The 13,766-nt window shown below is 62.2% G+C and carries 13 protein-coding genes; 5 read left to right on the top strand and 8 right to left on the bottom strand.

Going from position 1 to position 13,766, the window contains the following annotated elements; all coding sequences use genetic code 11:
• Nucleotides 1-31 precede the first annotated feature (31 nt).
• The 6 genes from pbpG to SJH88_RS04950 all read right to left on the bottom strand — a co-directional run bounded on the left by pbpG (nt 32) and on the right by SJH88_RS04950 (nt 7,938).
• Entirely contained in the window at nt 32-1,159 is a 1,128-nt protein-coding gene (gene pbpG, locus SJH88_RS04975) for a D-alanyl-D-alanine endopeptidase (RefSeq protein WP_042413339.1), read from the bottom strand.
• 293 nt (nt 1,160-1,452) lie between these two features.
• Nucleotides 1,453-3,120 carry a 2-isopropylmalate synthase gene (gene leuA, locus SJH88_RS04970; RefSeq protein ID WP_274753782.1) on the bottom strand — a complete coding sequence of 556 codons (1,668 nt, stop codon included), beginning with the start codon at nt 3,118-3,120 and terminating at the stop codon, nt 1,453-1,455.
• 228 nt (nt 3,121-3,348) lie between these two features.
• Nucleotides 3,349-4,185, bottom strand: a complete 837-nt coding sequence (pssA, locus tag SJH88_RS04965; RefSeq protein ID WP_042413346.1) for a CDP-diacylglycerol--serine O-phosphatidyltransferase — start codon at nt 4,183-4,185, stop codon at nt 3,349-3,351.
• A 197-nt stretch (nt 4,186-4,382) separates the two neighbouring features.
• On the bottom strand, nt 4,383-5,399 hold the full coding sequence (gene ilvC / locus SJH88_RS04960; protein WP_043382180.1) for a ketol-acid reductoisomerase: 1,017 nt from the start codon (nt 5,397-5,399) through the stop codon (nt 4,383-4,385).
• Nucleotides 5,400-5,481: 82 nt separating this feature from the next.
• Entirely contained in the window at nt 5,482-5,973 is a 492-nt protein-coding gene (gene ilvN / locus SJH88_RS04955) for an acetolactate synthase small subunit (RefSeq protein ID WP_042413352.1), read from the bottom strand.
• 177 nt (nt 5,974-6,150) lie between these two features.
• A complete protein-coding gene (locus SJH88_RS04950) occupies nt 6,151-7,938 on the bottom strand; it encodes an acetolactate synthase 3 catalytic subunit (RefSeq protein WP_274753764.1) in 1,788 nt (595 codons plus the stop codon).
• 296 nt (nt 7,939-8,234) lie between these two features.
• On the opposite strand from SJH88_RS04950, the gene SJH88_RS04945 reads away from it, so the two are divergent.
• The 5 genes from SJH88_RS04945 to SJH88_RS04925 all read left to right on the top strand — a co-directional run bounded on the left by SJH88_RS04945 (nt 8,235) and on the right by SJH88_RS04925 (nt 11,469).
• Complete coding sequence (locus SJH88_RS04945; protein ID WP_042413356.1) at nt 8,235-8,807, top strand: RNA polymerase sigma factor; 573 nt, start codon at nt 8,235-8,237, stop codon at nt 8,805-8,807.
• Nucleotides 8,804-9,274, top strand: a complete 471-nt coding sequence (locus tag SJH88_RS04940; RefSeq protein WP_274753763.1) for a DUF3619 family protein — start codon at nt 8,804-8,806, stop codon at nt 9,272-9,274. Before SJH88_RS04945 ends, SJH88_RS04940 begins: the two co-directional genes overlap by 4 nt.
• Nucleotides 9,275-9,403: 129 nt before the next feature.
• Nucleotides 9,404-10,258 (top strand): DUF3106 domain-containing protein, encoded by an 855-nt coding sequence (locus tag SJH88_RS04935; protein ID WP_274753781.1) that lies wholly within the window; start codon nt 9,404-9,406, stop codon nt 10,256-10,258.
• 35 nt (nt 10,259-10,293) lie between these two features.
• A complete protein-coding gene (locus tag SJH88_RS04930; RefSeq protein ID WP_274753762.1) occupies nt 10,294-10,833 on the top strand; it encodes an RDD family protein in 540 nt (179 codons plus the stop codon).
• Between the two features lie 39 nt (nt 10,834-10,872).
• A complete protein-coding gene (locus tag SJH88_RS04925) occupies nt 10,873-11,469 on the top strand; it encodes an LOG family protein (protein WP_274753761.1) in 597 nt (198 codons plus the stop codon).
• A gap of 77 nt (nt 11,470-11,546) precedes the next feature.
• Here SJH88_RS04925 and SJH88_RS04920 read toward each other — a convergent pair whose 3' ends face one another.
• Together SJH88_RS04920 and SJH88_RS04915 are read right to left on the bottom strand one after the other, a co-directional pair.
• Complete coding sequence (locus tag SJH88_RS04920; RefSeq protein WP_042413359.1) at nt 11,547-11,885, bottom strand: P-II family nitrogen regulator; 339 nt, start codon at nt 11,883-11,885, stop codon at nt 11,547-11,549.
• Between the two features lie 55 nt (nt 11,886-11,940).
• Nucleotides 11,941-13,587, bottom strand: coding sequence for an NAD+ synthase (locus SJH88_RS04915; RefSeq protein ID WP_274753760.1), 1,647 nt, complete (start codon nt 13,585-13,587; stop codon nt 11,941-11,943).
• Nucleotides 13,588-13,766 lie beyond the last annotated feature (179 nt).

Genomic DNA, 13,766 nt, shown 5'->3' with positions numbered 1-13,766 from the left:
TTTTAGATGAGTTCTGGAAGCGTCGGAAGACTTACTTGCTGGCGGCCAGCAGGCTGTGGCCACCGGCCTCCACCCAGCTGCGCACACGCTCGGCGTCGCCCAGTCGGCTGTACTTGCCCACCGAATCCAGGAACACCATGATGATCTTGCGGCCCGCCACCTCGGCCTGCATCACCAGGCAACGACCGGCTTCGGAGATGTAGCCAGTCTTTTGCAAGCCGATCTCCCAGTGGTCGCTCTTGACCAGGCGGTTGGTGTTGTTGAACTGCAGGGTGCGGTTGCCCACGGCCACTTCGTAGCTGGGCGAGGTCGAGAATTCGCGCACCAGCGCGTTGGAATGCGCCACGTTCACCAGGGTCGCCAGATCGTGGGCGCTGGACTGGTTGCGGCTGGACAGGCCGGTGGGCTCGACAAACTGGGTTTCCGACATGCCCAGCAGCTTGGCCTTCATGTTCATCAGCTGCACAAAGTGCTGCAGGCCACCGGGGTAGGTACGGCCCAGCGCATGCGCAGCGCGGTTCTCGCTGGACATCAGCGCCAGGTGCAGCATCTCGCCACGGGTCAGCGTGGTGCCCACGCGCAGGCGCGAGCTGCTGTTCTTTTCAGTGTCCACGTCTTCCTGCGTGATGGTGATCATTTCATCCATCGGCAGTTTGGCCTCGGCCACCAGCAGGCCGGTCATCAGCTTGGTGATCGATGCGATCGGCAGCACGGCGTGGTCGTTCTTGCGCAGCAGGACCTCGCTGGTTTCCTGGTCCATGACCAGGGCCACACTGGATTTCAGGTCCAGCGGATCGGACACTTGGTGCAAGCCGGCCAACTGGCCAAACGAAGGACGCGCCACCACGGCGGCGGCCGCAGCGGCACCGGCCGCCGCCGCGGCGACCGTGCGACGTGCAGCGGGCTTGGCCGCGACCTTGGTCTGCTGGGCCTTGGCCGGACGCGCCACCGCCACCTTGCGGCTGGAGCTGGCGGGAGACTTCTGGGCCACGGCCTTGCGCACCACGGGCGCTTTTTGCTGCTTGGACGCAGTGGCCGTCTTTTTGGCAGGCGCCGTCTTGGATGCGTAGGCGGCCGGGGTGGCCAATGCGCAACTGAGTGTCAGGAATGCCAGGGCTTTGGCGATGCGCGCATACGCAACAGAGGATCGGTGGTGCATGCAAGTGCTCCAAACAACAGACGACGGTAGAAGTGCCGGTAACCACCAAAAAAGTCGTGCACTCACGCGAATTGCACGACTTTTTGGACAGAAATTAGGGAAATTATAGGACGGCCGCTACCGTTTGTAGCAAGGAGTTAGCACTCAATCGCATTTATTTGAGAGCAAACAATACAGACGGCATCGCAGCTGGCACCTGCGATACCGCCTGTCACGCGACAGATTTCACCATCCGGAAAGTCAGCAGCCCGGCGGCACTTGCGCGCACCGCGCAAGCCCGCCAGAGCGCTGCATCAGGCTGCTGCCGTCTGCACCGCCGGAGCGCGCCGCACACCGGACAAAATCGCACGGATCGACGCCGACACGATGTTCGCATCCATGCCCACACCGAACACCGTGTGGCTGTCGTCCACACGCACTTCCACATAGGCCACGGCCTGGGCGTTGGCGCCCTCGCCCACGGCATGCTCGCTGTAGTTCATCACGCGCACGCTGCGGTCCAGCGACTGCGACAGGGCCTGCACGAAGGCATCGATCGGGCCGGTGCCCTTGCCTTCGAGCACGCGCTCCTGGCCGTCCCAGTGCAGCTTGGCATTGAGCGTGACCTCGCCGTTTTCTTCCGCCAAGCGGTATTGGGGCGCCTGTGCCACGTCCATACCGAATTCCTTGCGGAAGATCTGCCACAGGTGGTTGGCGGTGAACTCGGTGCCCAAGGCATCCATTTCACGCTGCACCACCTGGCTGAATTCGATCTGCAGGCGGCGGGGCAACTGCAAACCGAATTCGGCTTCGAGCAGGTAGGAAATGCCGCCCTTGCCGGACTGGCTGTTGACGCGGATCACGGCTTCGTAGCTGCGGCCCAAGTCCTTGGGGTCGATCGGCAGATAAGGCATGTCCCAGATGTCGCCTTCCTGGCGCGCACTGAAGGCCTTCTTGATCGCGTCCTGGTGCGAACCCGAGAACGAGGTGTAGACCAGTTCGCCCACATAGGGGTGGCGGGGGTGGACAGGCAACTGGTTGCAGTACTCCACCGTGGCACGGATGCCGTCGATGTCCGAGAAATCCAGGCCCGGGTTGATGCCCTGGATGTACATGTTCAAGGCCACGTTCACCACATCCAGGTTGCCGGTGCGCTCGCCATTGCCGAACAGGCAGCCTTCCAAGCGGTCGGCGCCGGCCAGCAAGGCCATTTCCGCGGTGGCCGTGCCCGTGCCACGGTCATTGTGCGGGTGTACCGACAGCACGATGGAGTCGCGGCGGTTCACATGGCGGTGGGTCCACTCCACCATGTCAGCAAAGATGTTGGGGCTGGAGTGCTCCACCGTGGTGGGCAGGTTGATGATGCACTTCTTCTGCGGCGTGGGCTGCCAGACATCGGTCACGGCATCGATCACGCGCTTGGAGAACTCCACCTCGGTGTCCGAGTACATCTCGGGCGAGTATTCAAAGGTCCAGTCGGTGTGGGGGTGGTCGGCCGCAATGTCCTTGAACAGTTGGGCATTGCTGCGGGCCAGTTCGACGATCTCGTCCTCGCTCATGCCCAGCACCACGCGGCGCATCACCGGGGCCGTGGCGTTGTAGAGGTGAACGATGGCGCGGGGCACGCCTTCCAAGGCTTCAAAAGTGCGGCGGATCAGGTGTTCGCGCGCCTGGGTCAGCACCTGCACGGTCACATCATCGGGAATGCGCTTTTCCTCGATCAGCTTGCGCATGAAGTCGAATTCGATCTGCGACGCCGAGGGGAAACCGACTTCGATCTCCTTGAAGCCGATCTTCACCAGCTGTTCGAACATGCGAATCTTGCGCTCGATGTCCATGGGCTCAATCAGGGCCTGGTTGCCATCACGCAGGTCCACACTGCACCAGACCGGTGGCTTGGTGATGGTGGCGTCGGGCCAGGTGCGATCGGTCAGGCGCACTGGCACAAAAGGACGGTATTTGCTGGCGGGGTTCTGCAACATCGACATGGGGCGCTCTCTTTCGTGGATCAAGAAAATGTGGCCTGGACTCCAGCAACCCCAAACAAAAAAGGCCCGTCGCTGGAAGCTACGGGCCTGGGAAGTAGGGTGTGTGTACGCGCGCGCTACTAGATCTGCCCGTTGGACATGGTTAGTAGTAGAGCTAGCGACAGGTTTTGCATGCGGACAACTCTAGCACAGTTTCTGGAAAAGTGTTGCTCGCATTTGTGCTCAATCGTGCAAACCGCGTTCTTCCGGCTCTTCCTTGGAAGTGCTGATCACGCTGGTGCGCTGGCCTTTGGACTTGCGCCAGGCGTAGACGGCATAGCCGCTGAAGCCATAGATGGCGAACACGGCGAACAGCACGGTGGGCGTGTGGATATTGATGATAGCGATGCCCAGCACGATCAGCACGATCGCTGCGAACGGCACGCTGCGCTTCATGTTCACGTCCTTGAAGCTGTAGAAAGGCACGTTGGTGACCATCGTCAGGCCCGAGTACAGCGTCAGGAAGAACATTACCCACATCAGTTGCACCCAGGTCAGCACGCCATCCTCACCGCGCACCACGCCGTAGTCGTTCAGCACCCACATGAAGCCCACGACCAACGCCGCCGCTGCGGGCGAAGGCAAGCCCTGGAACCAGCGCTTGTCCACCACGCCGGTGTTGACGTTGAAACGTGCCAGACGCAGCGCTGCGCACGAGCAATAGACGAAGGCAGCAATCCAGCCCCAGCGCCCCAGACCCTTGAGCGCCCATTCATAGGCAACCAGCGCTGGCGCCACGCCAAACGAGACCATGTCGCACAACGAATCCATCTGCTCGCCAAACGCGCTTTGCGTGTTGGTCATGCGGGCCACGCGGCCATCCAGGCTGTCCAGCACCATGGCGCAGAAAACGCCAATCGCTGCCAAATCGAAGCGGCCATTCATCGCCATCACGATGGCATAGAAGCCGCCGAACAAGGCGGCCAACGTGAACAGGTTGGGCAGGATGTAAATGCCCTTGCGGCGCTTGCGAACCACCACACCGGCGTCGCCCGCTTGGGCGTCGTTGCTGTCATGCATGTAATGCACCTCCAGAGCGCTGCCGCAAGCATCCGCGGCAGCTATTAAAACCATAGTATTTTAAGCAGATGGCTTGCACCATCTGGATGACAGCCAGTGTAGCGGCGTTGGCTTTGCCCCCAACAAAGAAAAAGGCCACTGCACAGGCAGCGGCCTTGGGCTGCCGCAGCCAGGCTGCGGCAGGGGATGCACCAGCATCAGTTGCGGGTCTGGTCCACCAGCTTGTTCTTGGCGATCCAAGGCATCATGGAACGCAGCTGGCCACCGACCTGCTCGATGGCGTGCTCGGCGTTCTGGCGACGGCGGGCGGTCATCGAGGGGTAGTTCAGACGGCCTTCGCTGATGAACATCTTGGCGTATTCACCGCTCTGGATGCGCTTCAGGGCGTTGCGCATGGCCTTGCGGGATTCTTCGTTGATGACTTCGGGGCCGGTCACGTACTCGCCATACTCCGCGTTGTTGGAGATGGAGTAGTTCATGTTGGCGATACCACCTTCGTACATCAGGTCCACGATCAGCTTCAGCTCGTGCAGGCACTCGAAGTAAGCCATTTCGGGGGCGTAGCCCGCTTCGGTCAGGGTCTCGAAGCCCATCTTCACCAGCTCCACGGCACCGCCGCACAGCACGGCCTGCTCGCCGAACAGGTCAGTCTCGGTTTCTTCCTTGAAGTTGGTTTCGATGATGCCGCCCTTGCCGCCGCCGTTGGCGGAAGCATAGGACAGGGCCACGTCACGGGCCTTGCCGGACTTGTCCTGGTAGATGGCGATCAGGGAAGGCACGCCGCCTCCCTTCAGGTATTCGGAGCGCACGGTATGGCCGGGGCCCTTGGGGGCGACCATGATCACGTCCAGATCGGCGCGGGGCACAACCTGGTTGTAGTGCACGTTGAAACCGTGGGCGAACGCCAGGGTGGCACCCTGCTTGATGTTGGGCGCCACGTTGTTGTTGTACACCTCGGGGATGTTCTCGTCGGGCAGCAGGATCATGACCACGTCGGCCGCCTTGACCGCGTCGTTCACTTCCATCACGGTCAGGCCAGCCTTGCCGACCTTGTCCCAGGAAGAGCCGCCCTTGCGCAGACCGACAATGACCTTCACGCCGCTGTCATTCAGGTTCTGGGCGTGGGCGTGGCCTTGGCTGCCGTAGCCGATGATGGCCACGGTCTTGCCCTTGATCAGGCTCAGGTCACAGTCTTTATCGTAGAAAACTTTCATGGTTGGCTCCAGTGGTTTGTTGGGGTGTTGAAACTTGGGAATTCAAAAAATCAGTGTACGCGGCAAACGACGGGGTTCTGCCTCAGACACGCAAAATGCGCTCGCCGCGGCCGATGCCCGAGGCACCGGTGCGCACGGTCTCCAGGATGGCGGTGCGGTCGATGGCCTGCAAAAAGGCATCGTTCTTGGATTGGTCGCCGGTCAGCTCGATGGTGTAGCTTTTTTCGGTCACATCGATGATGCGACCACGGAAGATGTCGGCCATGCGCTTCATCTCCTCGCGCTCCTTGCCCACGGCGCGCACCTTGACCATCATGAGTTCACGCTCGGTGTAGGCGCCCTCGGTCAGATCGACCACCTTCACAACTTCGATCAGGCGGTTCAGGTGCTTGGTGATCTGCTCGATGATGTCGTCCGAACCGGTGGTCTGGATGGTCATGCGCGACAGCGACGGGTCTTCCGTCGGCGCCACGGTGAGCGACTCGATGTTGTAGCCGCGGGCCGAGAACAGGCCGACCACACGCGACAGGGCTCCGGGCTCGTTTTCGAGCAGCACGGCAATGATGTGTTTCATGGTGAAGGATTCCTCTTTTCGCTGCCCTCCCCTGCGACCGGTAAGCCGCAGGCTTGGCAGACAATAGATTCGTCAAAGTTCGGAGCACCGTGCGCAAGCCATGCTTGCGGTTGCGACTCCTATCACTTGGAAACATAGTGCTGGCATGCGCCAACAGCTATGTTTTCACAAGCATGCTCAGAGGTCGTCCGGCCCCAGCAGCATTTCGGTGATGCCCTTGCCCGCCTGCACCATGGGGAACACGTTCTCCGTGGGGTCGGTGCGGAAGTCCAGGAACACGCACTTGTTCTCTTCGCGGGCAATCCGGCGCGCTTCCTTCAAGGCCGCTTCGACCTGGGAAGGGTCCTCGATCAAGATACCGGCGTGGCCGTAGGCTTCGGCCAGCTTCACGAAGTCGGGCAGCGAATCCATGTAGCTGCTGGAATAGCGGCCCGAGTATTCGATCTCCTGCCACTGCCGCACCATGCCCAGGTAGCGGTTGTTCAGCGCACAGATGATCACCGGGGTGTTGTACTGGCGGCAGGTGGCCAGCTCCTGGATGTTCATCTGGATCGAGCCTTCGCCCGTGATGCAAAAGACTTCCGCCTGTGGCTTGGCCAGCTTGATGCCCATGGCATAGGGCAGGCCCACGCCCATGGTGCCCAGCCCACCGGAGTTGATCCAGCGGCGGGGCTCGTCAAAGCGGTAGTACTGCGCGGCCCACATCTGGTGCTGGCCCACATCGGAGGTGATGTAGACGTCTTCGCCCTGGGTCATGTTGAACAAGGTGTCCACCACGTACTGGGGCTTGATGACGTCCTTGTTGTCGCGGTCGAACTGCAGGCAGTCGCGGCTGCGCCAGGCTTCGATCTGCGTCCACCACTGGGCCAGGGCCCCGTCGTCGGGCTTGGTCGTGGTTTCACGCACCATGGCGATCAGCTCGGTCAGCACCTCTTTCACATCGCCCACGATGGGCACATCCACCTTCACGCGCTTGGAGATGGAGGAAGGATCGATGTCGATGTGGATGATCTTGCGCTCCACCGACATGAAGTGCTTGGGGTTGCCCACCACACGGTCATCAAAACGCGCGCCCACAGCCAGCAGCACATCGCAGTTCTGCATGGCGTTGTTGGCTTCGATCGTGCCGTGCATGCCCAGCATGCCCAGGTACTTGCGATCGCTGGCCGGGTAGGCACCCAGGCCCATCAGCGTGTGCGTGACGGGATAGCCCAGCATGTCCACCAGGGTGCGCAGTTCAGGGCAGGCATTGCCCAGCAGCACGCCACCGCCGGTATAGATATAGGGACGCTTGGCGCTCAGCAGCAGCTGCAGGGCCTTGCGGATCTGGCCGGAGTGGCCCTTCTTGGCCGGGTTGTACGAACGCATTTCCACGCTTTGTGGATAGCCGCTGTACGCCGCCTTCTTGAAGGACACGTCCTTGGGAATATCGACCACCACCGGGCCGGGTCGGCCGGTGCGCGCCACATGAAAAGCCTTTTTCATGGTGATCGCCAGGTCGCGCACATCCTTGACCAGGAAGTTGTGCTTGACGATGGGGCGGGTGATGCCCACGGTGTCACATTCCTGGAAGGCGTCGGTGCCGATGGCGGCCACCGAAGTCTGCCCGCTGATGACCACCAGCGGAATCGAATCGGTATAGGCCGTGGCAATGCCAGTCACGGCGTTGGTCAGGCCAGGGCCGGACGTGACCAGTGCCACACCCACTTCACCAGTGGCACGGGCAAAGCCGTCGGCAGCGTGCACGGCCGCCTGCTCATGGCGTACCAGCACATGTTCGATGCTGTCTTGCTTGTACAGCGCATCGTAGATATAGAGCACCGCGCCACCTGGGTAGCCCCACAGGTGCTTCACACCTTCAGCTTGCAGTGACTTGACGAGGATTTCGGCACCCATCAGTTCCTGGGTACCAGCTTGCGAAGAGGCCGCCGCCGCGTTGGCGTGCTCTGCTTTGGAGATTTCCATGATCCACCTTTGTGAATTTCTCTAACGAAAAACCTTGGGTGCCCCTCGCCAGCGTCCTTGTGGGACAGGTTCAGGACTTAAGGCCAAAGGACATGGGCGTGAGGGTGTACGCCGGACCTTGACCCGTTTGCCTTGTTGAATTGCAAGCAGCCATTATGGCACTGCAACATACGGTTTGGCGAACGCTTTTCGGCAGTTTGCCAACGCGATGCGATAATCAGGGTCTTTGCCGCAAGATGCATCCAGTTACAGCTGCATGGATTTTGTGCGTTATCGACTTACCGGGCACTTCTGTCTTGGCCACCGAACAAGAGCTATCTGACTTCCTGAAAGGCGTGGAGAAACGAGCGTTCAAACGCTCGGTTTACCACGTCCGCGACGAGGAGGCCGCCTTGGACATCGTGCAAGACAGCATGCTGAAACTGGCGCAGCATTACGGCGACAAACCCGCCCAGGAACTGCCCATGCTGTTCCACCGCATCCTGTCCAACTGCACCCTGGACTGGTTCCGGCGACAGAAAACCCGCAACGCGTTGTTTACCAATATGGAAGACCTCGCGCATGGAGATGATCCGGACGACGAACGGTTTGATTGGATGCAGACCTATGCCTCCGACGAGCAGCAAGAAGCCAGCCAGAGCGCCGAAGCCCTCACCCAGCGCGCGCAATTGTTACAAAGTATTGAAAATGAAATTCAAGCTTTGCCTGCGCGTCAACGGGAAGCGTTTTTGCTGCGTTACTGGGAAGACATGGACGTGGCGGAAACCGCCGCCGCCATGGGCTGCTCAGAGGGCAGCGTGAAAACCCACTGTTTTCGCGCCATCCAATCGCTGAGCAAAGCGCTCAAAGCCAAAGGAATCGAGTTATGACCACACCTTCGCACCATGATGAACTTGCGGCCGACACCTTCGCCCGCAAGCTGGCTGCGCACCTGTCTTCTGCAGATGCCAACCTGCCGTATGTGGTCACCGAGCGCCTGCGTGCAGCCCGCGTCCAAGCCGTATCCCTGCGCAAACGCAGCTCGGCGCCGCTGCGCGCCCTGCATACGGAGTCGGCTCCCACCCTGCTGGGTACGCAGAACGGAACCGCCATTCTGGGAACTCGCGGCGACCAAGGTGACTCTACGCCCCTGTGGCTGCAACGCCTGCTGACGGCCCTGCCGCTGGTGGCACTGGTGGCGGGTCTGGCATTCATCGGCGCCGAGCAGGACAGCCGCGCCACCGTGGATGTGGCCGAAGTGGATGCTGCCTTGCTCACCAGCGAGCTGCCTCCAGCCGCATTTACCGATCCGGGATTTCAGCAATACTTGCAGACCACCGTGTCTGACACCCCCTAAGAAACCGCTCCCTGCCGCACCAAGCCCCTGGGGCTGGTGTGCAGTTGTTACACTCGGCCCTACATGCCACTGACCTCTGCTCCCTCAACAATTTCACGCTCGTCCTGGATCGCTGTTGGCTTGGCGAGCGTGCTGTTGCTGGGCTTGGCCGCAGGGGGCATCTGGAGCAGCTACCAAGTCACCATGGTGCCCAGTGCCGTGCCGCCGGGCATGGCCGTGGAAGAGCAAGGGGATGGCGCCTCCCTGACCACCGACACCCACTCGCGCTTGCGTCTGAGCGCAGCCGGCCCCAGCTGGCGCGAAATCAGCGAAGCGCAACGCCAGGCGCTCATGCCCTTGCGCGATCGCTGGAACACCATGGGCGCCCTCGCCAAGCGCCGCTGGCTGGTGCTCGCAGACCGTTATCCCACCATGGATGAGGCCGAGCGCAATCGCCTGGTCAGCCGCATGACCACCTGGGCCAACCTGAGCGTCCAGCAGCGCAACCAGGCTCGTATCAATTTTGAGAGCGTAAAACGCTTGTCTGCAGAGGAACTGCAGTCAAAATGGGATGCCTACCAGGCCCTGAGCGAAGCCGAAAAGCAGCACCTGGCCGAGCAGGCCCGCAAGGCCAGAGCAGCCAAGAAATCCAAGCGCCGACTGGCCCAGGTGCCGCCCCCCGCGCCGCCGGCCGTCAAGGACGACAAACCGGTCAAGACGGCCCCGCTGCCCCCCGTCATCACCCAGCCCGTGGCCACACCTTCGGTGGTGGAAAGCGTGCCGGTGTTCACCCCCCAAGCCGCCCCGGCGGTGCAGCTGACACCCCTGGAACAGAAAAGCGCCAAGCCCGAAGCCCCGGCAGCGGCCAGCCAACCCGTGGCCGTCCCACAAGCAGCCCCGGCGCTGGTGCTTCCGCCCCTGCACCCCGCCACGGACCCCCACCAACCGGCCACTGCAACGCAGCCGCCTGCTGCGCACCCCCCAGCTCCCGCCGCGGCACAATAATCCCCTTCAGCACGGAAGCTGCCCATCGAGCCTGCATGCCCCCATCCGCCCCCTCCCCGTTGTCGATCGCCCCGCTGCAAGCGCCCAGCCTGCGCCGGCGCATGGCCTGCTGGCTGTACGAAAGCCTGCTGCTGTTTGGCGTCGTGTTCGTCGGCGGGCTGGTGCTGGGCAGCGCAGGCGTCCTGTTTGGTCACCCCCTGTCGCCCAAGACACTGCAGGCCCTGTTGTTTGTGGTGCTCGGCATTTACTTTGCGTGGTTCTGGAGCAAGGGCCAAACCCTGGCCATGAAGACCTGGCACATCCGCGTCGTGGACCAGCAAGGCCGCCCACTGACACGCGTGCGCGCGCTGGCGCGGTACGCCCTGTGCTGGCTGTGGTTGCTGCCCCCGCTGGCATTGCTGGCGCCGTTTCACCTGCCCTGGGGCGAAGTCGCCGTGCTCACCACGGGCTGGGTCGCCGTGTGGGCCTTGCTCAGCCGCTTTCACCCCCAGCGCCAGTTTTTGCACGATGTGCTGGCCGGCACCCGTCTGGTGGCCGAGCCCGCCGCATTGACCACGCCCCGCCCTCAACCCTGAGGATTGCGCACGTTGGCGGCCACCACCAAGGATTTTCCCATGCACCAGCCCCCTGCTTTTTCCATCTGCGTTTACTGCGGCTCGCGCCCCGGCGAAGCTGCTGCCTATGAAGCTGCGGCACGCGCCGTCGGCACATGGATTGGCCTGCGCGGGGGGCAACTGGTGTACGGCGGTGGGAAAACTGGCCTGATGGGCATGGTGGCCGAGGCCACCAAGGCAGCCGGTGGCCGCGTGGTCGGCATCATTCCCCAGGCGCTGGTCGACAAGGAGCTGGCGAACGCCGCGTGCGATGAGCTGCACATCGTCACCACCATGCATGAGCGCAAGGCGATGATGGCCGAGCGCAGCAATGCTTTCCTGGCCCTGCCCGGCGGGATCGGCACCTTCGAGGAGCTGTTTGAAGTCTGGACATGGCGCCAGCTGGGGTACCACGACAAGCCCATTGGCCTGCTGAATGTCGAGGGTTACTACACCAACCTGCTGGCCTTCCTGGAGTCCACCGTGCACCAGGGCTTCATGGGCGCCTGGCAAATGGACCTGATCCGCAGCAGCGACAGCCCGGCCGAATTGCTGGAGTTCCTGGTCGAATCGGCCGGCACAGCCCCCGAAAGCCAAAACCTGCGCGCAGTGATCTGACCTCCCGGCTCGGCCATCTGGCCTGGGCACAAAAAAAGCGATCTTTCCAGATCGCTTTTTTTCATGTGCGGCGCCACTCAGATCGCCGCGCTGTCCAAGTCACCGGTGCGGATGCGCACCACTTTTTCCACGGCAGTGACGAAGATCTTGCCATCCCCGATCTTGCCCGTCCGTGCGGCCGCCACGATCGCATCGACACAGCGGTCCGCATCTTCCGTCGCCACGGCCACTTCAATCTTCACCTTGGGCAGGAAGTCCACCACATATTCCGCGCCACGGTACAGCTCCGTGTGACCCTTCTGCCGGCCAAAGCCTTTCACTTCCGTCACGGTCAGGCCCGTCACGCCGCACTCAGCCAGAGCTTCGCGCACCTCTTCGAGCTTGAAAGGCTTGATGATAGCAGTGATCATTTTCATGGTGAGGACTCCAATTTGAATTGCAAAACTAAGACACAGGGGCAGCCAGCAGGCACTAGCGCCTGAAGCCGTTGGTGATCGGGCAGCGCCAGTCTTTGCCAAAACTGCGCGGCGACAGACGCGGGCCCACGGGGGCTTGCCGGCGTTTGTATTCATTGATGCGGATCAGACGCACCACACGCTCCACATTTTCGGGTGTGTGCCCCTGGGCCAGGATGGTCTCGATGGGCTCGTCATTTTCCACATAACGGCGCACGATGTCGTCGAGCACCGGGTACGGCGGCAAACTGTCCTCATCCTTCTGGTCGGGACGCAACTCAGCACTGGGCGGACGGGTGATGATGCGCTCGGGGATGGGGTGCAGCCCGGTCCCGAAGGGATCGTTGGCATTGCGCCAGCGCGCCAGCGCAAACACCCGGGTCTTCAGCACGTCCTTGATCACGGCAAAGCCGCCGGCCATGTCGCCGTACAGTGTGCAGTAGCCCGTGGCCATTTCGCTCTTGTTCCCGGTGGTCAGCACCACGGCGCCAAACTTGTTGGACAGCGCCATCAACAGCGTGCCGCGGATGCGCGCCTGCAAATTCTCTTCGGTGGTGTCTTCGGCCCGCCCCTGAAACTGGGTGGACAGGGCAGCCTTGTAGGCTTCGAACTGCGGCGCAATGTCGATCACCTCATGGTGCACGCCCACGCGATCGGCCATTTCCTGCGCATCTTTCCAGCTGATGTCCGCGGTATAGGGCGAGGGCATCATGACCGTGCGCACACGATCCTTGCCCAGCGCATCCACGGCAATCGCCAGCACCAAGGCGGAGTCGATGCCACCCGACAAGCCCAGCAAGGCCCCCGGAAACCCATTCTTGCCGACGTAATCCCGCACGGCCAGCACCAGGGCATCCCACAGGGCGGCGTTGTCGTCCTGGACGGGGGTAATCTGGCCCGCCAGATGCACGGCATCGGCCTGCGGCCGGACTGCCACCTGCGCCAGCACCTGCTGGAACGCAGGCGCCCGCATGGCCACGGTGCCATCGGCCTGCAAGGCAAAGCTGCCCCCATCGAACACCAGCTCGTCCTGTCCACCCACCATGTGGGCATACACCACGGGCAAGCCGGTTTCCATGGCACGCTGCGCCAGCACGGCCTCGCGCTCGGACTGTTTGCCCAGGTGGTAGGGCGAGGCATTCAGCACCAGCAGCATCTGTGCCCCGGCAGCCTTGGCCGCCTGCGCGGGACCGGTGACCCAGGCATCCTCACAAATCAGCACCCCAGCCTTGACACCCCCCACCTCCACCACGCAGGCCTGCTGGCCCGGCGTGAAATAGCGCAGCTCATCGAACACGCCATAGTTGGGCAGCGCATGCTTGACATACTGCCCCAACACCCGGCCCTGACCAATCCAGACCGCTGTGTTCTGGCGGTGCAGGGTGCCCGGTACCGCCTGGGTACAGCCCACCAGCAGGCGCAGGTCTGGCCAGGCGGCGCTGGCGGCAACGACCTGCTGCAGCGCAGCATCGCTGGCCTGCTGGAACGAAGGGCGCAGGAACAGATCCTCGGCCGCATAACCACACAAAGCCAGCTCCGGCGTCATCAGCAAGGCAGCGCCCTGGGCATGGGCTTGCTGGGCGGCTTCGATAATTTTTTGTGCGTTACCGCTCAAGTCTCCGACCGTGAAATTGAGCTGAGCAATGCAGATGGAAGTGGTCATGAAAATTAAAGCCCGCAGGCCTGCCAAAACACCAAGCGTTGCTGCCTGTGCGCCTTGTCACACACCCTGGCAGGCAAAGAAAGCGATTATCACTCCCTCACAGGATTGCGACGGCCGCAAGGAAATTGCAGGCCATCCCTGCGCTTCGGTGCGCACCAACGCAGCCATACCAAGGAACA

Origin of the sequence: Comamonas sp. GCA5 (assembly GCF_036541385.1) — a bacterium.
GTDB classification, from domain to species: domain Bacteria; phylum Pseudomonadota; class Gammaproteobacteria; order Burkholderiales; family Burkholderiaceae_C; genus Comamonas; species Comamonas aquatica.
This window is presented reverse-complemented; position numbering and strand designations above follow the sequence as displayed.